Annotated in this window: 18 protein-coding genes, 1 tRNA gene and 1 pseudogene; 16 read left to right on the plus strand and 4 right to left on the minus strand. The window is 60.1% G+C overall.

The window, feature by feature from the left end; all coding sequences use genetic code 11:
- The 11 genes and pseudogenes from ASD07_RS30035 to ASD07_RS08970 all read left to right on the plus strand — a co-directional run.
- Positions 1-99: pseudogene (locus ASD07_RS30035) on the plus strand (elongation factor Tu); the annotation flags it as partial.
- Positions 100-178: 79 nt separating this feature from the next.
- Positions 179-254 (plus strand) — tRNA-Trp (locus tag ASD07_RS08925).
- 36 nt (positions 255-290) lie between these two features.
- Complete coding sequence (secE, locus tag ASD07_RS08930) at positions 291-674, plus strand: preprotein translocase subunit SecE (protein WP_055928278.1); 384 nt, start codon at positions 291-293, stop codon at positions 672-674.
- Positions 674-1,273 (plus strand): transcription termination/antitermination protein NusG, encoded by a 600-nt coding sequence (nusG, locus tag ASD07_RS08935; protein ID WP_055928282.1) that lies wholly within the window; start codon positions 674-676, stop codon positions 1,271-1,273. The genes secE and nusG overlap by 1 nt, the downstream gene beginning before the upstream one ends.
- A 91-nt stretch (positions 1,274-1,364) precedes the next feature.
- Positions 1,365-1,796: a 50S ribosomal protein L11 gene (rplK, locus tag ASD07_RS08940; protein ID WP_028103004.1), complete on the plus strand. Its 432-nt coding sequence runs from the start codon at positions 1,365-1,367 to the stop codon at positions 1,794-1,796.
- A gap of 2 nt (positions 1,797-1,798) precedes the next feature.
- Complete coding sequence (gene rplA, locus ASD07_RS08945; protein ID WP_055928285.1) at positions 1,799-2,488, plus strand: 50S ribosomal protein L1; 690 nt, start codon at positions 1,799-1,801, stop codon at positions 2,486-2,488.
- Positions 2,489-2,787: 299 nt separating this feature from the next.
- Complete coding sequence (gene rplJ / locus ASD07_RS08950; RefSeq protein WP_055928288.1) at positions 2,788-3,285, plus strand: 50S ribosomal protein L10; 498 nt, start codon at positions 2,788-2,790, stop codon at positions 3,283-3,285.
- Positions 3,286-3,349: 64 nt separating this feature from the next.
- Entirely contained in the window at positions 3,350-3,721 is a 372-nt protein-coding gene (gene rplL / locus ASD07_RS08955) for a 50S ribosomal protein L7/L12 (protein WP_055928291.1), read from the plus strand.
- 191 nt (positions 3,722-3,912) lie between these two features.
- Complete coding sequence (gene rpoB, locus ASD07_RS08960; protein WP_055928294.1) at positions 3,913-8,022, plus strand: DNA-directed RNA polymerase subunit beta; 4,110 nt, start codon at positions 3,913-3,915, stop codon at positions 8,020-8,022.
- Between the two features lie 140 nt (positions 8,023-8,162).
- Entirely contained in the window at positions 8,163-12,386 is a 4,224-nt protein-coding gene (rpoC, locus tag ASD07_RS08965; protein ID WP_055928297.1) for a DNA-directed RNA polymerase subunit beta', read from the plus strand.
- Positions 12,387-12,592: 206 nt separating this feature from the next.
- The gene (locus tag ASD07_RS08970; protein WP_055928301.1) at positions 12,593-13,189 is read left to right on the plus strand and encodes a hypothetical protein; all 597 of its coding nucleotides are present in this window, start codon (positions 12,593-12,595) and stop codon (positions 13,187-13,189) included.
- Between the two features lie 10 nt (positions 13,190-13,199).
- Here the strand turns inward: ASD07_RS08970 and ASD07_RS08975 are convergent, their stop codons facing one another.
- The gene (locus ASD07_RS08975; RefSeq protein WP_055928304.1) at positions 13,200-13,655 is read right to left on the minus strand and encodes a cupin domain-containing protein; all 456 of its coding nucleotides are present in this window, start codon (positions 13,653-13,655) and stop codon (positions 13,200-13,202) included.
- Between the two features lie 210 nt (positions 13,656-13,865).
- Between ASD07_RS08975 and ASD07_RS08980 the strand changes: the two genes are divergently transcribed.
- Together ASD07_RS08980 and ASD07_RS08985 are read left to right on the plus strand one after the other, a co-directional pair.
- Positions 13,866-14,759 carry a helix-turn-helix domain-containing protein gene (locus ASD07_RS08980; RefSeq protein ID WP_055928306.1) on the plus strand — a complete coding sequence of 298 codons (894 nt, stop codon included), beginning with the start codon at positions 13,866-13,868 and terminating at the stop codon, positions 14,757-14,759.
- Positions 14,760-14,853: 94 nt separating this feature from the next.
- Positions 14,854-16,464 (plus strand): M64 family metallopeptidase, encoded by a 1,611-nt coding sequence (locus ASD07_RS08985; RefSeq protein ID WP_055928309.1) that lies wholly within the window; start codon positions 14,854-14,856, stop codon positions 16,462-16,464.
- Here ASD07_RS08985 and ASD07_RS08990 read toward each other — a convergent pair.
- Positions 16,454-16,810, minus strand: a complete 357-nt coding sequence (locus tag ASD07_RS08990; protein WP_055928313.1) for an MmcQ/YjbR family DNA-binding protein — start codon at positions 16,808-16,810, stop codon at positions 16,454-16,456. The two genes, ASD07_RS08985 and ASD07_RS08990, sit on opposite strands and share 11 nt — an antisense overlap.
- A 106-nt stretch (positions 16,811-16,916) precedes the next feature.
- Here ASD07_RS08990 and ASD07_RS08995 point away from each other — a divergent pair, with 106 nt between their 5' ends.
- A complete protein-coding gene (locus ASD07_RS08995; protein WP_055928316.1) occupies positions 16,917-17,552 on the plus strand; it encodes a transcriptional regulator in 636 nt (211 codons plus the stop codon).
- A complete protein-coding gene (locus tag ASD07_RS09000) occupies positions 17,527-17,832 on the plus strand; it encodes a DUF962 domain-containing protein (RefSeq protein WP_055928319.1) in 306 nt (101 codons plus the stop codon). The genes ASD07_RS08995 and ASD07_RS09000 overlap by 26 nt, the downstream gene beginning before the upstream one ends.
- Here the strand turns inward: ASD07_RS09000 and ASD07_RS09005 are convergent.
- Positions 17,776-19,197: a sensor histidine kinase gene (locus tag ASD07_RS09005; RefSeq protein ID WP_055928322.1), complete on the minus strand. Its 1,422-nt coding sequence runs from the start codon at positions 19,195-19,197 to the stop codon at positions 17,776-17,778. The genes ASD07_RS09000 and ASD07_RS09005 overlap by 57 nt on opposite strands.
- A 147-nt stretch (positions 19,198-19,344) precedes the next feature.
- Here ASD07_RS09005 and ASD07_RS09010 point away from each other — a divergent pair, with 147 nt between their 5' ends.
- A complete protein-coding gene (locus ASD07_RS09010) occupies positions 19,345-19,788 on the plus strand; it encodes a thioesterase family protein (protein ID WP_055928324.1) in 444 nt (147 codons plus the stop codon).
- Here the strand turns inward: ASD07_RS09010 and ASD07_RS09015 are convergent, their stop codons facing one another.
- The gene (locus ASD07_RS09015) at positions 19,789-20,517 is read right to left on the minus strand and encodes a hypothetical protein (RefSeq protein WP_055928326.1); all 729 of its coding nucleotides are present in this window, start codon (positions 20,515-20,517) and stop codon (positions 19,789-19,791) included. It lies immediately after the preceding gene.
- Positions 20,518-20,585: the final 68 nt, after the last annotated feature.

The raw sequence follows: 20,585 nt of genomic DNA on the forward strand, positions 1-20,585 counted from the left end.
CTGATCTCCCCGATCGCGATGGAAGAAGGCCTGCGTTTCGCCATCCGTGAAGGCGGTCGTACCGTCGGCGCCGGCGTGGTAGCCAAGATCCTGGCTTAAGGCGAAAAGAATCCAGCCAAGGCTAGCGCCCATCGCTGATGGGTGCTAGAATTACGGATTCCACTGTAAAGTTTTACGTAGGGGCGTAGCTCAATTGGCAGAGCGTCGGTCTCCAAAACCGAAGGTTGGGGGTTCGATGCCCTCCGCCCCTGCCACCGAATCTGGTGCAGGGCACCGAAAGTAAAAGTTAAATGTCTAATCAATCCGTGCAAACCGTTAGCACGACGAACGATAAGTTCAAAGTCGTGTTGGCAGTTGTGGCGTTGATTGCAGGCGTGGTCGGATTCTTTGTCCTGACCGGTAAACCAACCCTGGTGCGGGCAGCCGCGCTTGTGGTTGGTTTGCTCATTTCCGTCGGCATCGCGTACACCTCTGCTGCAGGCCGTGATTTCCTGAATTTTGCGAAAGAATCCGTTCGCGAGACCAAGAAAGTAGTATGGCCAACCCACAAGGAAGCCCGTCAGATCACCCTGATCGTGTTCGCCTTTGTGCTGGTGATGGCGATTTTCCTCTGGGGCACGGATAAGATCCTCGAATTTGTGTTGTACGACCTCATCCTGGGTTGGAAGAAATAATGAGCGAAATTGTACAAGACGAGCCGGGCAAGGAAGAGCCTGCGCAGGCAGTGTCGACCCCAGTCAGCAACAAGCGCTGGTACGTCGTGCATGCCTACTCCGGTATGGAGAAAAGCGTTCAGCGCGCCTTGATGGAGCGCGTCGAGCGCGCCGGTATGCAAGATCAGTTCGGCCAGATCCTGGTGCCGACCGAAGAAGTCGTTGAGGTTCGTAACGGTCAGAAGTCCGTTACCGAGCGCCGCTTCTTCCCTGGCTACGTCCTGGTTGAAATGGAAATGACCGACGAAACCTGGCACCTGGTGAAGAACACCAGCAAGGTGACCGGCTTCATCGGCGGCAAATCGAACAAGCCGACCCCGATTCCTGCGCGCGAGATCGACAAGATCATGCAGCAAATGCAGGAAGGCGTGGAAAAGCCGCGTCCGAAAGTGCTGTACGAAGTGGGCGAGCAAGTCCGCATCAAGGATGGCCCGTTCACCGACTTCAACGGCAACGTCGAAGAAGTCAACTACGAGAAATCCAAGGTGCGTGTCTCTGTCACCATCTTCGGCCGCGCGACCCCAGTCGAACTCGAGTTCGGTCAAGTCGAAAAAGTTTAACGCCTGCCAGCGCGTCTAAGCTGGCAAAACCAAGAGGAGCCCCGCCGCGTGCGGGGCGCTACTACTCAATCCAACGATAGGAAGTGCCCAAATGGCAAAGAAAATCATTGGCTTTATCAAGCTGCAAGTTCCAGCTGGTAAGGCAAACCCATCCCCTCCAATCGGTCCAGCACTGGGCCAGCGCGGTCTGAACATCATGGAATTCTGCAAAGCGTTCAACGCGCAGACCCAAGGTATGGAACCAGGCATGCCAATCCCAGTCGTGATCACTGCGTTCGCGGACAAGTCCTTCACCTTCGTGATGAAGACTCCTCCAGCGACCTTCCTGATCAAGAAGCACTCCGGCGTGCAAAAAGGTTCCGCGAAGCCACATACCGACAAGGTAGGCAAGCTGACCCGCGCCCAAGCTGAAGAAATCGCTAAACTGAAGACCCCGGACCTGACCGCTGCCGACCTGGATGCTGCTGTTCGCACCATCGCTGGTTCCGCACGTTCCATGGGCATCACCGTAGAGGGCATCTAATCATGGCAAAACTGTCCAAGCGCGCTCAAGCCATCAAGGCTAAAGTTGACCGTACCAAAGTGTACGCCTTCGACAACGCTGTTGCTCTGATCAAGGAACTGGCTACCGCCAAGTTCAACGAATCGATCGACGTGTCCGTTCAGCTGGGCGTGGACCCTAAGAAGTCCGACCAGGTTGTTCGCGGTTCCGTGGTTCTGCCAGCAGGCACCGGTAAGACTGTTCGCGTTGCCGTGTTCGCAACCGGCGACAAGGCCGAGCAAGCTAAAGCTGCCGGCGCTGACGTTGTTGGTATGGAAGACCTGGCTGAGCGCGTCAAAGCCGGCGACATGCCTTTCGACATCGTGATCGCTTCCCCGGACACCATGCGTATCGTTGGTACCCTGGGCCAGATCCTGGGCCCACGTGGCCTGATGCCTAACCCGAAAGTTGGCACCGTTACCCCTGACGTCGCTACCGCCGTGAAAAACGCGAAAGCCGGCCAGGTTCAGTACCGTACCGACAAGGCAGGTATCATCCACGCCACCATCGGCCGCAAATCGTTCAGCGATGCAGACCTGAAGAGCAACCTGGTTGCCCTGATCGATGCCCTGAACAAGGCTAAGCCAGCTTCGTCGAAAGGCGTTTACCTGCGCAAAGTCGCCCTGTCGTCCACCATGGGCGCTGGCGTACGCGTGGATCACGCTGGTCTGTAATCACTTGTCGGTGCCAGTGGCTGAGACGCGCAGCGTGTTGGCCCCTGGCAGCGACTGAATAGTATTAAGCCCTGGTCGGAAGACCAGGCGGATCTTTGGGCTGGCCGGGGCAACCCGGCCGCGCCTTCAAAGACCGTTGGGCTCGGAGCATCAGGTAGGCTCTGGGTTAATAGTGCAAGCTCCCAACGCAGATGGTGATCCCGAACAAGTTTATGTAGTCCCTTTAGACTCCTAAACCTCGGACGCCGTTGTTCGAACCGATGCGAGGCGCAAGCCGAGCATTATTTAAGGAGAAGACCGTGGGTCTCAATCTGAATGACAAAAAGGCCGTCGTTGCCGAAGTTTCCGCAAAAGTAGCAACTGCGCAAACTATCGCTGTGGCCGAGTACCGTGGCATCCAGGTTGGTCACTTGACTAAACTCCGTGCTAATGCGCGTGCGCAAGGCGTGTACATCCGTGTTCTGAAGAACACCCTGGCACGTCGTGCAGTAGAAGGCACGCAGTTCGCCGCTCTGGCCGATTCCATGACCGGTCCGCTGATCTACTCGATCTCGGATGATGCCGTTGCTGCAGCGAAAGTCCTCGCCGACTTCGCCAAAACCAACGACAAACTGGTCCTGAAGGCTGGTAACTTTGCAGGTAAGCAGCTCGACGTAGCTGGCATTACCGCACTGGCGAGCATTCCTTCCCGTGAAGTCCTCATCTCGCAGCTGTTGGGCGTTATGCTGGCTCCGGTGTCGGGCTTTGCACGTGGCCTGGCTGCTCTGGCAGCCAAGAAAGAAACCGAAGCCGCTTAATCGCTGGCTTGGTTTCTTAGTCAATACCAATTCTGTAGTATTACAAACAAATTAGGAGTTTCAAATGGCAATTTCCAAAGACGACATCCTGAACGCAGTGTCCGAAATGTCCGTAATGGACCTGAACGAACTGGTCAAGGCATTCGAAGAAAAATTCGGCGTGTCCGCTGCTGCAATGGCTGCTCCTGCAGCTGGTGGCGCTGTGGCTGCTGCTGCTGAAGAGCAGACCGAATTCAACCTGGTTCTGTCCGAAGTCGGCGCTAACAAAGTTGGCGTGATTAAGGCTGTTCGCGAAATCACCGGTCTGGGCCTGAAAGAAGCCAAGGATCTGGTTGACGGCGCACCGAAGACCGTGAAAGAAGCCCTGTCGAAAGCTGACGCTGAAGCTGGCAAGAAGAAGCTGGAAGAAGCTGGCGCCAAGGCCGACCTGAAGTAATTGAACCAAGGCGGGATTCCTGCCTTAGTTTAGGAAGCCAATGCGGCGGATCTCACCCGGAAGGGTAGGTCCGCCCTTGGCTCCTTTGTCGTCTCTGAAGTAGAAGTTGTTGTTTTATAGTGAATTGAGTCTTGCGAAGCGCGCCCGCAACGCTGAATTCTCTACCTTTTCCTGTCTCACACGGAGTGTCCATGCACTACTCATTTACTGAGAAGAAACGCATTCGCAAGTCCTTTGCGAAACGCGCCAACGTCCACAACGTTCCGTTCTTGCTGGCTACCCAGCTTGAGTCTTACGAGAACTTCTTGCAAGAGCACACTCCTGTTGCAACACGCAAGAACGAAGGCCTGCAGTCGGCTTTCACGTCGATCTTCCCAATCGTTTCCCACAACGGCTTCGCCCGTCTGGAATTCCTGTCCTACGTCCTGGGTGACCCGGCGTTCGACGTCAAGGAATGCCAACTGCGCGGCCTGACTTTCGCATCCCCGCTGCGCGCCAAAGTGCGCCTGGTGATCCTGGACAAGGAATCGCCAACCAAGCCGGTCGTGAAGGAAATGAAGGAACAGGAAGTCTACATGGGCGAACTGCCCCTGATGACGACCACCGGCTCGTTCGTGATCAACGGTACCGAGCGTGTCATCGTATCCCAGCTGCACCGTTCGCCAGGCGTGTTCTTCGAGCACGACCGCGGCAAGACCCACTCGTCCGGCAAGCTGCTGTTCTCGGCACGTATCATCCCTTACCGCGGTTCCTGGCTGGACTTCGAGTTCGACCCGAAAGACATCCTGTACTTCCGCGTCGACCGCCGCCGCAAGATGCCGGTATCGATCCTGCTGAAGGCGATCGGCATGACCCCGGAACAGATCCTGGCAAACTTCTTCGTCTTCGACAACTTCAACCTGCGTTCGGAAGGCGCAGAGATGGAGTTCGTGTCCGAACGCCTGCGCGGCGAAGTCGCGCGCTTCGACATCGTCGATCCGAAGACGGGCAAGACCATCGTCACCAAGGACAAGCGTATCAACGCCAAGCACGTGCGTGAAATCGAGCAGGCAGGCATCCAGCACATCTCCGTGCCGGAAGACTACCTGCTGGGCCGCGTCCTGGCCAAGAACATCGTTGACCAGGACACCGGCGAAGTGGTGGCACTGGCGAACGACGAGCTGACCGAGGAAACCCTGGGCAAGCTGCGCGACGCCAGCATCAACACCATCCAGACCCTGTACACCAACGACCTGGACCAGGGCGGCTACATCTCGCAGACCCTGCGTATCGACGACACCGCCGACCAGACCGCTGCACGCGTGGCGATCTACCGCATGATGCGTCCTGGCGAACCGCCAACCGAAGAGTCGGTGGAAGCCCTGTTCAACGGCCTGTTCTACAGCCCTGACCGTTACGACCTGTCGGCCGTCGGCCGCATGAAGTTTAACCGCCGCATCAGCCGCGATGAACTGACCGGCGCCATGACCCTGTCGAACGAAGACGTGCTGGCCGTGATCAAGATCCTGGTTGAGCTGCGCAATGGCCGCGGCGAAGTCGACGATATCGATCACCTGGGTAACCGCCGCGTACGCTGCGTGGGCGAACTGGCCGAGAACCAGTTCCGCGCCGGCCTGGTGCGCGTTGAGCGCGCCGTCAAGGAGCGCCTGGGCCAGGCCGAAGCCGACAACCTGATGCCGCATGACCTGATCAACTCCAAGCCGATCTCGGCTGCTATCCGCGAGTTCTTCGGTTCGTCCCAGCTGTCGCAGTTCATGGACCAGACCAACCCGCTGTCGGAAATCACCCACAAGCGCCGTGTATCGGCCCTGGGCCCTGGCGGCCTGACCCGCGAACGCGCCGGCTTCGAAGTGCGCGACGTGCACCCGACCCACTACGGCCGCGTGTGCCCGATCGAAACGCCTGAAGGCCCGAACATCGGTCTGATCAACTCGCTGGCACTGTACGCCCGCCTGAACGAATACGGCTTCCTGGAAACCCCATACCGCAAGGTTGAAGGCTCCAAGGTGACCGACAAGATCGATTACCTGTCCGCGATTGAAGAAGGCCGCTACATCATTGCCCAGGCTAACGCCAAGATCAATGAAGAAGGCAAGCTGGTCGACGAACTGGTGTCCTCGCGTGAAGCCGGCGAAACCATCCTGGTTTCCCCGGAGCGCGTGCAGTACATGGACGTTGCTCCAGGCCAGATCGTGTCCGTCGCAGCATCGCTGATTCCATTCCTGGAACACGATGACGCGAACCGTGCACTGATGGGCGCCAACATGCAGCGCCAGGCTGTGCCTTGCCTGCGTCCTGAAAAGGCGCTGGTCGGTACCGGCATCGAGCGTACCGTGGCAGTCGACTCCGGCACCACCGTGCAGGCCCTGCGCGGCGGCGTGGTGGACTACATCGACGCGGGCCGCGTCGTGATCCGCGTCAACGATGAAGAAGCGCAGGCTGGTGAAGTCGGCGTCGACATCTACAACCTGATCAAGTACACCCGTTCCAACCAGAACACCAACATCAACCAGCGTCCTATCGTCAAAGTAGGTGACCGCGTGGCCAAGGGCGACGTGATCGCCGACGGCGCATCGACCGACCTGGGCGAACTGGCACTGGGCCAGAACATGACCGTGGCCTTCATGCCATGGAACGGCCTGAACTTCGAAGACTCGATCCTGATCTCGGAAAACGTCGTGAAAGACGACCGTTACACCTCGATCCACATCGAAGAACTGTCCGTCGTTGCCCGTGACACCAAGCTGGGCGCGGAAGAAATCACCCGCGATATTTCGAACCTGGCGGAGAACCAACTGGCTCGCCTGGACGAATCCGGCATCGTGTACATCGGCGCTGAAGTGCAAGCCGGCGACGTGCTGGTCGGTAAGGTGACCCCGAAAGGCGAAACCCAGCTGACTCCTGAAGAGAAGCTGCTGCGCGCGATCTTCGGCGAAAAAGCATCCGACGTGAAAGACACCTCGCTGCGCGTGCCATCCGGCATGGTTGGTACCGTCATCGACGTGCAGGTGTTCACCCGCGAAGGCATCCCGCGCGACAAGCGCGCCCAGCAGATCATCGATGATGAACTGAAGCGCTACCGCCTGGACCTGAACGACCAGATGCGTATCGTGGAAGGCGACGCCTTCCAGCGTCTGGAAAAGATGATGATCGGCCAGGTTGTCAACGGCGGCCCTAAGAAGCTGGCCAAAGGCGCCAAGATCACCAAGGACTACCTGGACGACCTGGACAAGTTCCACTGGTTCGACATCCGTCCTGCCGACGAAGACATGGCCAAGGCCCTGGAAGCCATCAAGGAATCCATCGCCGAGAAGCGTCACCAGTTCGACCTGGCCTTCGAAGAGAAGCGCAAGAAGCTGACCCAGGGCGACGAACTGCAGCCTGGCGTGCAGAAGATGGTCAAGGTCTACCTGGCCGTCAAGCGTCGCCTGCAGTCCGGCGACAAGATGGCAGGCCGCCACGGTAACAAGGGTGTGGTGTCGCGTATCGTTCCGGTGGAAGACATGCCTTACATGGCAGACGGTACCCCGGCCGACGTGGTGCTGAACCCGCTGGGCGTTCCGTCCCGTATGAACGTGGGCCAGATCCTGGAAACCCACCTGGGTTGGGCAGCGAAGGGCCTGGGCATCCGTATCGGCGAAATGCTGCAAGCGCAGATCAAAGTCGAAGAGATGCGCAAGTACCTGACCACCGTGTACAACGAGTCCGGCGCCAAGGAAGACATCGCTTCCCTGTCCGACGACGAGATCATGAAGCTGGCATTCAACCTGAAGAAGGGTGTGCCGTTCGCGACTCCGGTGTTCGACGGCGCGCACGAATCGGAAATCCGCCGCATGCTGGACCTGGCGTATCCGGACGATATCGCCAAGCACCTGGGCATGACCCCGTCCAAGAACCAGGTCACCATGTACGACGGCCGCACCGGCGAAGCGTTCGAACGCAAAGTCACCGTGGGCGTGATGCACATGCTGAAGCTGCACCACCTGGTCGACGACAAGATGCACGCCCGTTCCACCGGTCCTTACTCCCTGGTGACGCAGCAGCCTCTGGGCGGTAAAGCCCAGTTCGGCGGCCAGCGCTTCGGTGAGATGGAGGTGTGGGCACTGGAAGCGTACGGCGCATCCTACGTGCTGCAAGAAATGCTGACCGTGAAGTCCGACGACGTGAACGGCCGTACCAAAGTGTACGAAAACCTCGTCAAGGGCGACCACGTGATCGATGCCGGCATGCCGGAATCGTTCAACGTGCTGGTGAAAGAGATCCGTTCCCTGGGTATCGATATCGACCTGGAACGCAACTAAAACCGGTAAAGCAGTGTCTGACCCGCGGGGTCAGACACTGGGCCCTCGGAAGCCGCGTATCAGGTGTCAGACCCTGCGGGTCTGACACCGGTTTACCGGTTTTAAGTAAGTAAAGAATTCGTCACCATCTGGAGTGATACATGAAAGCCCTGCTCGATTTATTCAAGCAAGTACAGCAAAACGAGTCGTTCGACGCGATCAAGATCGGTCTGGCCTCTCCTGAGAAAATCCGTTCGTGGTCCTACGGCGAAGTCAAAAAGCCTGAGACCATCAACTACCGTACCTTCAAGCCAGAGCGCGATGGCCTGTTCTGCGCCAAGATCTTTGGCCCGATCAAGGACTACGAATGCCTGTGCGGCAAGTACAAGCGCCTGAAGCACCGCGGTGTCATCTGCGAAAAGTGCGGCGTTGAAGTGACCCTGGCCAAAGTGCGCCGTGAGCGCATGGGCCACATCGAACTGGCATCCCCGGTTGCGCACATCTGGTTCCTGAAATCGCTGCCGTCGCGTCTGGGTATGGTCCTGGACATGACCCTGCGCGATATCGAACGCGTCCTGTACTTCGAAGCATACGTTGTGACCGATCCAGGCATGACCCCGCTGAAGAAGTGCCAGATCATGTCGGAAGACGATTACGCCGCCAAGTACGAAGAGTACGGCGACGACTTCACCGCCTTCATGGGCGCTGAAGGTATCCGCGAACTGCTGCGCTCGATCGACATCCACCGCGATGCCGAAGCCCTGCGCGTGGAACTGAAGGAATCGAAGTCCGAAGCGAAGATCAAGAAGTACGCCAAGCGCCTGAAAGTGCTGGAAGCATTCCAGCGTTCCGGCATCAAGCCGGACTGGATGATCATGGAAGTGCTGCCGGTGCTGCCGCCGGAACTGCGTCCACTGGTCCCGCTGGATGGCGGCCGCTTCGCGACCTCCGACCTGAACGACCTGTACCGCCGCGTCATCAACCGTAACAACCGTCTGAAGCGCCTGATGGAGCTGCGTGCTCCAGAGATCATCACGCGTAACGAAAAGCGCATGCTGCAAGAAGCGGTTGACTCGCTGCTGGACAACGGCCGTCGCGGCAAAGCGATGACCGGCGCCAACAAGCGTCCGCTGAAGTCGCTGGCTGAAATGATCAAAGGCAAGGGCGGCCGCTTCCGTCAGAACTTGCTGGGTAAGCGCGTCGACTACTCCGGCCGTTCCGTGATCGTGGTGGGTCCACAGCTGAAACTGCACCAGTGCGGCCTGCCAAAGCTGATGGCCCTGGAACTGTTCAAGCCGTTCATCTTCAACAAGCTGGAACTGATGGGTCTCGCGACCACCATCAAGGCCGCCAAGAAGCTGGTCGAAGTGCAAGAGCCAGTGGTGTGGGACATCCTGGAAGAAGTGATCCGCGAACACCCGATCATGCTGAACCGTGCACCAACCCTGCACCGTCTCGGTATCCAGGCGTTCGAGCCGGTGCTGATCGAAGGTAAAGCGATCCAGCTGCACCCGCTGGTCTGCGCGGCGTTCAACGCCGACTTCGACGGTGACCAGATGGCAGTCCACGTGCCGCTGTCGATCGAAGCACAGATGGAAGCCCGCACCCTGATGCTGGCTTCGAACAACATTCTGTTCCCATCGAACGGCGAACCATCGATCGTTCCTTCGCAGGATATCGTGCTGGGTCTGTACTACGCGACCCGCGAAGCCGTCAACGCCAAGGGCGAAGGCATGATGTTCCCGGACGTGTCCGAAGTCATCCGTGCTTACGACAACAAGGAAGTCGAGCTGGCCACCCGCATCACCGTGCGTATCGTTGAGAATCCAAAGGATCCGGCGACCGGCGAGTTCGTGCGTACCCTGACCCGTTACGAAACCACCGTTGGCCGTGCCATCCTGTCCGAGATCCTGCCGAAGGGCCTGCCATTCAGCGTACTGAACCGTTCGCTGAAGAAGAAAGAGATCTCCAAGCTGATCAACACGTCCTTCCGCAAGTGCGGCCTGCGCGCCACCGTGGTGTTCGCCGACCAGCTGATGCAGTCGGGCTTCCGCCTGGCAACCCGTGCCGGTATCTCCATCTGCGTGGACGATATGCTGGTGCCGGAAGTCAAGAAGACCATGATCGCGACCGCCGAAGCGGAAGTGAAGCAGATCGAGCAGCAGTACGCTTCCGGTCTGGTCACCGCCGGCGAACGTTACAACAAGGTCGTCGACATCTGGGGCAAGACCTCCGATGAAGTCGGCAAGGCGATGATGGACCACCTGAAAGTGGAAGACGTGATCCGTCGCGACGGCACCAAGTCGACCCAGGAATCGTTCAACGCGATTTACATGATGGCCGACTCCGGTGCGCGTGGTTCCGCAGCACAGATTCGCCAGCTGGCCGGTATGCGTGGCCTGATGGCAAAACCTGACGGTTCCATTATTGAAACGCCGATTACCGCGAACTTCCGCGAAGGCCTGAACGTTCTGCAGTACTTCATCTCGACCCACGGCGCTCGTAAAGGTCTGGCCGACACCGCGCTGAAGACCGCGAACTCCGGTTACCTGACCCGTCGTCTGGTCGACGTGACGCAGGACCTGGTGGTGATCGAAGACGATTGCGGCACTTCCAACGGCACCCTGATGAAGGCGATGGTCGAAGGTGGTGAAGTGATCGAAGCCCTGCGCGACCGTATCCTCGGCCGCGTGGCAGGCACCGACATCGTCAACCCGGAAACCCAGGCTACCGTGTACGAAGCCGGCACCCTGCTGGACGAAGACATGGTGGAAGACATCGAGCGCATGGGCGTGGACGAAGTCAAGGTCCGCACCCCGCTGACTTGCGACACCCGCTTCGGCCTGTGCGCCAAGTGCTACGGCCGCGACCTGGGCCGCGGTATGCTGGTCAACTCCGGCGAAGCAGTCGGCGTGGTGGCAGCACAGTCGATCGGTGAACCTGGTACCCAGCTGACCATGCGTACCTTCCACATCGGTGGTGCGGCATCGCGTGCAGCGGTGGCATCTTCGGTGGAAGCCAAGTCGAACGGTATCGTGCGCTTCACCGCCACCATGCGTTACGTCACCAACGGCAAGGGCGCACAGATCGTCATTTCCCGTTCCGGCGAAGTGCTGATTACCGACGACCACGGCCGTGAGCGCGAGCGCCACAAGGTGCCGTACGGCGCGACCCTGATCGTCAAGGACGGCATGGTCATCAAGGCCGGCGCTCCTCTGGCAACCTGGGATCCGCTGACCCGTCCGATCATTACCGAGTACGCCGGTGTGGTCCGCTTCGAGAACGTCGAAGAAGGCGTGACCGTGGCGCGCCAGGTCGACGACGTGACCGGCCTGGCTACCCTGGTGGTGATCGACGCCAAGCGTCGCGGCTCGCCAGGCAAGGCCCTGCGTCCACAGGTAAAACTGCTGAACGAAGAAGGCCAGGAAGTGAAGATCGCCGGCACCGAACACGCAGTAGCGATCGGCTTCCAGGTGGGCGCACTGATCATGGTGAAAGACGGCCAGCAAGTGTCCGTGGGTGAGGTTCTGGCGCGTATCCCGACCGAATCGCAGAAGACCCGAGACATTACCGGCGGTCTGCCGCGCGTGGCGGAACTGTTCGAAGCACGTTCGCCGAAAGATGCGGGCATGCTGGCGGAAGTCACCGGTACCGTGGCCTTCGGTAAAGAGACCAAGGGCAAACAGCGCCTGGAAATCACCGACATGGACGGCAACAAGCACGAGTTCCTGATTACCAAGGACAAGCAAGTGCTGGTGCACGACGGCCAGGTGGTGAACAAGGGCGAGATGATCGTGGACGGCCCGGCCGATCCGCAAGACATCCTGCGCCTGCTGGGTATCGAAGCGCTGGCTCGCTACATCGTTGACGAAGTGCAGGACGTGTACCGTCTGCAGGGCGTGAAGATTAACGACAAGCACATCGAGGTGATCGTTCGCCAGATGCTGCGCCGCGTCCAGATCGTCAACGCCGGCGACACCGACTACATCGTCGGCGAGCAGGTGGAGCGTTCCGAGCTGCTGGAAGAAAACGACAAGGTCAACGCCTTGAACAAGATTCCGGCAACCTACGAAAACGTGCTGCTGGGTATTACCAAGGCATCGCTGTCGACCGACTCCTTCATCTCGGCCGCATCGTTCCAGGAAACCACCCGTGTCCTGACCGAAGCTGCGATCATGGGCAAGCGCGACGGCCTGCGCGGCTTGAAGGAAAACGTCATCGTCGGCCGCCTGATCCCTGGCGGTACCGGCCTGGCCTTCCACCGCGCCCGCAAAGAGAAGGAAGTGTGGGAAGCCGAAGAGCGCAAAGCGCTGCTGGAAGCAGAACGCGCCGCCATCGTGGCCGAACTGCCAGCGGACGAACCGCACCACAGCGACGAAGCATAAGCTTTATCTCGCTAGCGGAAACGCCACCTTCGGGTGGCGTTTTTTTTGCCGCAAATGTCCACTTTGGTTCCTGACCCCGAAGTGGACATTACAGTGACAAAAATGCCACCGTTGCAGGCGTTTTTATGTGCGTTGAGGCCTGAAAGGTTGCCAGTCGCCAATTGCATACTACAATCAGTATTTCTGAAAAATGTTTTGAGAGCGATATGGCCGAATCCCTGCAAATCACCTGCGACGCAACGACGGTAGGTGACGACGGAATAATGTACTTGCATGAATCGATGTTCAGCGGCCTGTTCGACTTGCCAAACAATCATGCAGAAATCGTCGCGCGCCTGCATCCAGCCAAGCGAAAGCTGTTCGATGCGCTGGTGGCGGGCGAGCGCGTGGAAGCCGAAGCCAGGGACCAGAGCGGGGCCGTGGTTAAAGTCCCGCTGGACCATGACGTGACGGTGCATGTGAACCAGCGTTACGGCGGCGTGCGCCGCTTCAGCTACGCGTCGATCATCGCGAAGCATGCCCGTGCCTACGGCGAAGTCCAGGCGCGGGGTTTTGATTCGAACTGCGAACCGGTGATCCGCCAGATGCCTGACCGCAGTTTCAGGATCATCTTCAATACCATGCCGCCGCGTGGGAATGCACTCGGCGCATCCTTCAATATGGACCATTTCGGCGCTTGCATGACCAAGCTGACCGCATCCAAAATGACCTGGGATGACCGCGACGTGTTCCACCTACCGTCGGCGACGGAGGCGGAAATTCGCGCCATCCTGCAGTTCCTGCTCAGCTATGGCAAGGACTGAGGCCGCTTAATTACTTCTTGTCGCTGGCCGCAGCCTTTGAATCATCGATCAGGTCGAACTTGCCGTCCGACGTCATGAAGAAGGTGCATTCGGCTCCTTGCTCGCAGCCACTGACGTGCTTCTTGCCGGCCGCTTGCATCAGGTAGGAGCCGGGGCCCAGCTTGGTTTCAGGGGCGCCATCGGTTTTGTGCACGAACGTGCCTGACATGATCACGATTTTCAGCGCATGGGTGTGGTGGTGCAGGGCGTTGATCTGGCCGGCATCGAACTTCACCAGTACGCCGTAGGGGCCGCCCTTCGCCATATCGCCCCACAGCTTGGCGAACTTGGTGCCGGGGACCGGGCCGGGTTCCCATTTCACCGCTTCGGCGGGCCAGACCACGTCTTCCTTGGCCTTGTCTTTCGCTGCCGCGTTTGCGCTCAGCAAGGTGGCAACCGCTAGTACCGTAAATGCAATTGTTTTCATGGTGGCGCTCCTTCTTGTTGTGGGTGGCGGGAAACTGGCGTCCACCTATCGTTATAGCCCATCCATCCTGGATTCCAAGTTGGGCTTCTGCGACAAAGCTGTGCCGAAACGCCGGCAATCTGAGCTGACTACGGCCGAGCCCGTGTCCCACTTGGGGTGTGACCCCATGGTGTGACACGGGCTCGGCTGTAGGTGGGGTATATTGCTTTGATGGAGAGCGTTGAAGAGCTTGAGCGGTGGTTCCGGATGGCGGGCGTGGATTCGCTGCATGCCTGCATCGGGCCGCTTCCCGGATCGCGGGCTGCGTTGGGGCGGTGGACCAGCGATGGGCCGGAACACGCCATCCGTTCCGTCAGTCCGCATCCGGGCACTTACCGCCTGGCGCTGATGATGGAGCCGCTTGATGCGCGTATCTGGCAGGGCAATACGCCGGTCTGGGGCGGTACCATCGGGGCCAATCGCTTCCGCCTTTGCCCGCCGGGGGAGCAGGGCCGGTGGAGCCAGCTTAGCGGTTGCGACATCGTCAACGTCTTCCTGCCGGTGCCGCTGGTGGACCGCCTGGCGGCGCAGCGCGGGGAGCAGATCGATGCGACGCTGGCGGCCAGCCAGTTTACCTCCGACGGCATGGTGTTCGACCTGGTGCGCAAGATGCTCGATGCCCAGGCGCTGGCCGGTCCACTGGCGGCTGAAATGTGCGACCACCTTGCCATGGCCCTGGCTTGCTACCTGATCGAGCATTATTCACGGCCGGCGCAGTCGGCTGAGAGCTCGCTCGGCGGCGCGCGTTTGCGCCGTGTGCTGCTCCATATCACTGAACACCTTGATACGCCGCTGGCGAATGCGGAGCTGGCTGCGCTGTGCGGCATGAGTGCGGCGCATTTTTCACGCGAGTTCCATCGTGCCGTCGGGCTGCCGCCGCATCGCTACGTGCTGACCCGCCGCCTGGAGCAAGCCTGCGTGGCGCTGGCGGGCAGGGAGGCGCGCATCGTCGATATCGCCGAGGAATTCGGCTTCCATAGTGCCAGTCATTTCACGCGTGCCTTCACGGCGCATTACGGCCTGGCGCCCGCTGCGTGGCGCGCCGGCCGCTGTAACAATTGTTAATAGCAGGATTGTGCAATTTGCGCGCGTTTGTGCACGCACCGTGCGGCCGGTCGGCCACAGAATCTCCAGTCCTACACCAAAAAATGGAGACAACATGGCTTTACTACGCAATTCCCTGGCGCTGCTTGCGCTGGCGGCGGCCGGCGCTGTGCAGGCTGACAATATCTCGCTTCGCATCGGCTTTAGCGAAGGACGTGCGGGCGCGGAATTCAAGCCGCTGCATGCGGAGGTGGGCAAGTTTGCCGTGACGCCCAATGTGCGCCAGGGCGCCGAGGATGACCAGTGGGTGGTGGTGGCCAAGGATGCGCAAGGCCGCGTGCTGCATGAGGTGAGCGTCAACAATGGCTTGCGCCGCCACGTGGAGACTTTTAACCCGCGTTCGGGCGCTATCGACCTGTCGACCACGGTGCAGAAGCGTGAGGGCAGCTTCGAGGTGTCGCTGCCGTTCGATAAGGCAACTGCCAGCGTGGAAGTGCTGCCGAAGCAGGGCGCAGCTAGCGGCGCCAAGGCCGCCGTGGCCGCGGCAGGGCCGCTGGCGCGCTTCGACCGCAGCGCGCTGGAACAGGCTGCGGCCAGCGGCAAGACCGCCCGTTCCGCCATGCTGGCCGCAACGCCGGCTGCAACGGCGACGACGATCCTGAATAACGGCAGCGCGGCGACCCATATGGACTATGTCTTTATCGGCGACGGCTATACGGCCGCTGAAATGGACAAGTGGCGCGCCGATGCGCAGAAGGTGATCAACGGCTTCCTGGCTGATCCGCTGTTCAATGCCAACCGCGCTTCGATGAATATCCATCGCGTCGACGTGGCGAGCAACCAGTCCGGCGTGGACGAAATCGACAAGGGCATCTACCGCGACACGGCGATGGATGCGGAGTTCGGCTGCTATAACATCGAGCGCCTGCTGTGCGTGAACGATACCAAGGCGACCAATATCGCCGGCTCGGTGCTGGCGCCCGATGCGCGCGATGTGATCGTGGTGATCGCCAATTCGACGCGCTATGGCGGCTCGGGCGGTGCGGTGGCGACGCTGTCGATGCACGCTTCGTCGATCGAGGTGGCGCTGCATGAAATCGGCCACACGGCATTCGCGCTGGCTGACGAATACGAGTACGGCACCTGCAGCACGAGCAGCGAGCCGACCGAGGTCAATGTGTCGCTGAACGGCACGCGCTCGGTCAAGTGGGGCAACCTGATTGCCGGCAGCACGGCGGTGCCGACCGGCCTGGGCGTCTACCCGAATGGCACTGTCGGTACTTTCGTCGGCGCCCAGTACTGCGGTTCAGGCAAGTACCGCCCGACCGAGAACTCGCGCATGCGCACGCTCGGCTATCCATGGCATGCGGTGAATGAAGGTGCGGTGAAGAAGGTGTTTACCAAGTACACCGGCGCTGGATCGGTGACGCAGACCGGTTCGCTGGCCAATGGCGGCAGCGCAATCGCGCCGAGCGCTTCTCCTGGCTGGGTGCAGGCCGGTGCCGGTACCTTCTCGCTGCAACTGAGCGGCCCTTCCGGTGCCGACTTCGACCTGTTCTTGTACAAGTGGTCGGGCAGCGCCTGGGCCAAGGTTGCGGCCAGCGAGGGCAGCACTTCCAGCGAGTCGATCAGCTACAACGGCACGGCGGGCTATTACTATGCGCAGGTGAAGTCATACTCGGGCAGCGGCAACTACTCGCTGAGCTACGCCTTCCCTAAGCCTTGAGTTCACGCTGGCGCGCCTTCGGCAGGGCGGAAAACGCCTTGTCGTAGGACCATTGCACCAGTTCGGCCAGGTAGTCCTGCGGGAAGCTGCGTACGTCGACTATCGTGACCCAGTGAAACCGGCCCATGTAGCGGGCCGGTTTCACTCCCGGCATGCCGGTGAGTTCGAGGAAGCGGTCGGGCGTGGTGCGCAGGCTGAAGCGCCACCGTTCCGGTTCGCTGGTCTTGAAGTAGGCGAAGGTCTTGCCGCCGATTTTGTAGCTCAGTACATTGACCGGCGGCGCATGCAGCAGGCTTTCCGCGCCGGGCAGGCTGGCGCAGTGGGCTTTCAACTTCTCTGTATTCATGGCGGTCAGGCAGGGCGGATTGACGGGGGCTCGGGCTGCAAGGATGCATGCTTTTTTGCCAAATTGCCAGCATATTCATGGCTCCGGCCATGCTAATATTTGGCCTATGATTGCCTCGGCCCTGTTTACTCCCGCCCAGCAAAAGCTGCTGGGTTTGCTGTTTGTGCGCGTGAATGAGGGTTTCCACCTCAACGAAATCATGCGCCTGACCGGGCTGGGCAGCGCTTCCGCGCAACGCGAGCTGAAGCGCCTGCATGAATCCGGGCTGATCGTCTCCGAGCGCATCGGCAATGTGCGCCAGTTCCGTCCGAATAAGGAAAACCTGGTCTATTCCGAGCTGGCCAGCCTGGTCAAGAAGACCTTTGGCCTGGTCAGCGTGCTGAATTCCGCGCTGGCGCCGATGCGCAAGCAGCTCAGCGTGGCATTCGTCTATGGCACTACGGTCAAGGAAGCGGAAGATTCCACTGCGCCGGTGGAGCTGCTGCTGATCGGCGAGAACACGACCTACGGCGAGCTGCTGAACCGCCTGCCGGTGGCCGAGCGCCTGCTGCGCCGCAAGATCAATCCCAACCTGTATTCAGTTGACGACTTCCAGCGCCGCTTGCGCGAGCAGCAGCCTTTCATCCTCAAGATGCTGGGGGACCGCAAGGTGTTCGTACTGGGCGACGATACCGACCTCGATAACATCATCAAAGAAGTCCACCCGGAGGAGGAGCATGGAGACGCGTTACCGGACGTTTAAGGAGTTCTACCCCTACTACTTGCAGGAGCATGCCAACAGCACGTGCCGCCGCCTGCATTTCGCCGGCTCCAGCATCGTGCTGCTGCTGCTGGCAATGGCCATGGTCACGGGCGAACTGGCACTGCTGTGGCTGCTGCCCGTGGTCGGCTACGGCTTCGCCTGGGCCGGCCATTTCTTCTTCGAACACAACCGGCCGGCCACCTTCAAGTATCCGCTGTTCAGCCTAATGGGCGACTGGGTAATGTTCCGCGATATGCTTACGGGCCGCGTTGCGTGGTGAGGCAGCCGAGCACGGCAGGCTGATGGCCACGCGGGTATAGCGCCCCGCCTCCGACTCGCAGCCGATTTCGCCGCCGAAGGCCGACACCACGCGTTTGCAGAAGGCCAGGCCCATGCCGGTGCCGCCGCCATTGCGGTGGGTGGTGTAGAACGGCTCGAACACGTGCGGCAGCACATCGGGCGCAATGCCGTGGCCGTTGTCGGTCACCACCAGCCAGTTGTGCATGCCGCGCGAATAGCATTCGACCTCCACCGCGCCGCTGCCATTCACCTTTACTGCCTGCAGCGCGTTCTTCAGCAGGTTGTACAGCACGAACATCAGCAGTACGTCCGAGCCATGGAAGCTGTATTCATTGCGGATGGAGACGCGCACCTGCGAGCGTTCGGCGCCCGAGAAGGGGTAGCAGGCCATCGCTTCATCCACGCACACGCTGACCGAGTGCACGGTGAAGCTCTCGCTGCGCATGATGCCATCGCGGGCCGAGGCCAGCAGCATGTCGACGATGAAGTTCGAGCGCGACACTTCGGCATCGATGCTGCGGGCGATCTCGCCCAGGTGTTCCAGCTGGCGCGTGCCCAGCGCACCCTGGTGCTCCGGCCGGTAGCCGGCAATCAGTTCGGGCAGGCTGCGCGCCAGGATGCGGGTCTGGCTGCGGATGCTGGCCAGCGGGGTGCGCATCTCATGCGCAATGGTGGCGGCGGCGGCCATCGGGTCGGCCAGCAGGTTATGGCGCACCATGGCCTGGGCGATCAATCCCAGCGAGGCCATGATGAATACCACGCCCGGTGGATAAATCTCGACCCCGTAGTTGCACAGGTAATCGCTGGCTGCGCCGAAGTAGATCAGGATGCTGACCAGTACGTAGCGCAAGCGCGTGCGTTCGGTCGATACCGCGCGCTGCTGGCGGCGATACAGCAGCCACAGGGCGCGCCCGATCACGATCACGGTCTGCGCCAGGTGCAGCGGATGCAGCCAGCCCGCCTTGGGATAGGAACCGTAGAAGTAGTGCTGCAGGCCGGACAGCATCCAGTCGGTGGTCGGCAGCAGCAGGCCCAGGCCGCAGGCGAACAGGTAGCTCGCATAGAGGCCGGGGTGCTCGTCCTTGCTGCCGGTCAGTTCGATGATGAAGTGGTACAGCGTGGTGGGCAGGAACAGGATGGGCAGGTAGCCCAGGCGTGCCAGCGCCATGGCCGTGGCGTCGTTATGGGTCAGGAACAGCAGCGCCCAGCTCGCCTGCCAGAAAAAGGTCGTGGCACAGACGGCGAAGAAGGTCAGCCCGACCCGGTTCGGGCCGCGCGAGCGCAAAACGTACAGCCCATAGCAAATAAATAGGGCTGAGACCAATGCCGGTATTAGCGCATACATTGAGTTTCCTCAGCTTAAAAACGGATTGTTAACAGCTTATTGTCAAGAAATTGGACAAGTATTGAGGAATATCAATAGTTCGGCGCGCCAATCGGAAAAAGTAAGGGCTGGCATTAAGCCGTTTTACTTTTATGGAGAAATAGTCCTATGTACATGCACGTCCCAGCCCCCGACGCCCCTGCCGCAGCTGAAATGACATTCCACCACAAGATTTCGATTTTCCTCAAGGATTCCAACGCCTACGGCAATACCTATTTCGCACGGTATTTTGAATGGCAGGGTATTTGCCGGGAGAAGTGGTTTTACGAATGTATTTCGCGCGATATGCTGCAGGAGGAGGGAGTATTTATTACGAAACACGCCCAGAATGATTATCTGCAGGAGACTTTCCCGTTCCAGGAAGTGTCGTGCGAGGTGAATACCTACGATGTACGGAAATGCTCGTTCTGGCTCGAGTTCCGCTTTTATGCCGACGGCCACCCGGTTTCGGTGGGGCGGCAGCAGATCGTCTTTGCCAACCATGCGAAGCAGATCTCGCCGCTGCCCGAGCTGGTGCTCAAACGCATCAAGCGCTACGCGCTAAAAAAATAGCTACTCGTAGACGGTGCCGATGCCCAGCAAGCCCGGCAACGGCACTGCTTCTGCCTGCGCGGGCCAGTCGGCCAAGCGCACGGTAACCACCTGGTAGCTGCCCATGCTGCGGTTTTCAAACGGAAGGCCGGGCTGGGCGGCAATGCGCCGGCTGGCGTCCGCCTGGCGCAATTGCACCGCCGCATTGGCATCGCCGGGGGCGTAAATGAACTTGACGCCCTTGCATTCCTTGCCCAGCAGGCGCAGGCGGTAGCCGGAGGCACGCTGGGCGGAAATCAGCTGCTCGCAGGCTTCGCGCAGCATGGACAGCGGATAGACGCCGTCGTCGCGGGTGCGGATCGAATAGCGGCCGCTGAACTGGTAGTAGCCTTTGCGCCGGTTCAGGCGCAGCACCGCGTCTTCGTCGAACGCCTGCTTCAGCAGCGGCAGGGTAGCGCGGCCCAGCATGTCGACGGCGATATCGAGATTGGTGGTTTCCCCCTCCAGCTTGATGTGCAAGCCTTCCATCGGCGCTTCCGGCGCCAGCGGACGGATTTGCAGGTGCGCCTGGATCAAAGGGCGCTTGGCGACATACGGTGCGAAAAAGCTGGCCGCCTTGTAGGCCTGGCGATAGCTGTGCCACTCGGCATCGGCCGCCGCCACCACCTGCACCACGGGCATGTCGTCGCCGGCGCGCGCGGGGGCCGCGGCCAGCAGGGCGGCGGCAATCAGCAAGGGTCGACCATTCATGGGACGCAATTTTAATGCAAGCCGGGCCGGGCACCCCTGCCGAAAGTCATGCCCGCGGCGAAACACAT

The organism is Duganella sp. Root336D2 (assembly GCF_001425005.1).
Classification (GTDB): Bacteria; Pseudomonadota; Gammaproteobacteria; order Burkholderiales; family Burkholderiaceae_D; genus Rugamonas.

Coding starts and splice junctions, on each gene's coding strand:
- secE (WP_055928278.1), top strand. CDS start 291: ATGTCTAATCAATCCGTGCAAACCGTTAGCACGACGAACGATAAGTTC.
- nusG (WP_055928282.1), top strand. CDS start 674: ATGAGCGAAATTGTACAAGACGAGCCGGGCAAGGAAGAGCCTGCGCAG.
- rplK (WP_028103004.1), top strand. CDS start 1,365: ATGGCAAAGAAAATCATTGGCTTTATCAAGCTGCAAGTTCCAGCTGGT.
- rplA (WP_055928285.1), top strand. CDS start 1,799: ATGGCAAAACTGTCCAAGCGCGCTCAAGCCATCAAGGCTAAAGTTGAC.
- rplL (WP_055928291.1), top strand. CDS start 3,350: ATGGCAATTTCCAAAGACGACATCCTGAACGCAGTGTCCGAAATGTCC.
- rpoB (WP_055928294.1), top strand. CDS start 3,913: ATGCACTACTCATTTACTGAGAAGAAACGCATTCGCAAGTCCTTTGCG.
- rpoC (WP_055928297.1), top strand. CDS start 8,163: ATGAAAGCCCTGCTCGATTTATTCAAGCAAGTACAGCAAAACGAGTCG.
- ASD07_RS08970 (WP_055928301.1), top strand. CDS start 12,593: ATGGCCGAATCCCTGCAAATCACCTGCGACGCAACGACGGTAGGTGAC.
- ASD07_RS08975 (WP_055928304.1), bottom strand. CDS start 13,655: ATGAAAACAATTGCATTTACGGTACTAGCGGTTGCCACCTTGCTGAGC.
- ASD07_RS08980 (WP_055928306.1), top strand. CDS start 13,866: ATGGAGAGCGTTGAAGAGCTTGAGCGGTGGTTCCGGATGGCGGGCGTG.
- ASD07_RS08985 (WP_055928309.1), top strand. CDS start 14,854: ATGGCTTTACTACGCAATTCCCTGGCGCTGCTTGCGCTGGCGGCGGCC.
- ASD07_RS08990 (WP_055928313.1), bottom strand. CDS start 16,810: ATGAATACAGAGAAGTTGAAAGCCCACTGCGCCAGCCTGCCCGGCGCG.
- ASD07_RS08995 (WP_055928316.1), top strand. CDS start 16,917: ATGATTGCCTCGGCCCTGTTTACTCCCGCCCAGCAAAAGCTGCTGGGT.
- ASD07_RS09000 (WP_055928319.1), top strand. CDS start 17,527: ATGGAGACGCGTTACCGGACGTTTAAGGAGTTCTACCCCTACTACTTG.
- ASD07_RS09005 (WP_055928322.1), bottom strand. CDS start 19,197: ATGTATGCGCTAATACCGGCATTGGTCTCAGCCCTATTTATTTGCTAT.
- ASD07_RS09010 (WP_055928324.1), top strand. CDS start 19,345: ATGTACATGCACGTCCCAGCCCCCGACGCCCCTGCCGCAGCTGAAATG.
- ASD07_RS09015 (WP_055928326.1), bottom strand. CDS start 20,517: ATGAATGGTCGACCCTTGCTGATTGCCGCCGCCCTGCTGGCCGCGGCC.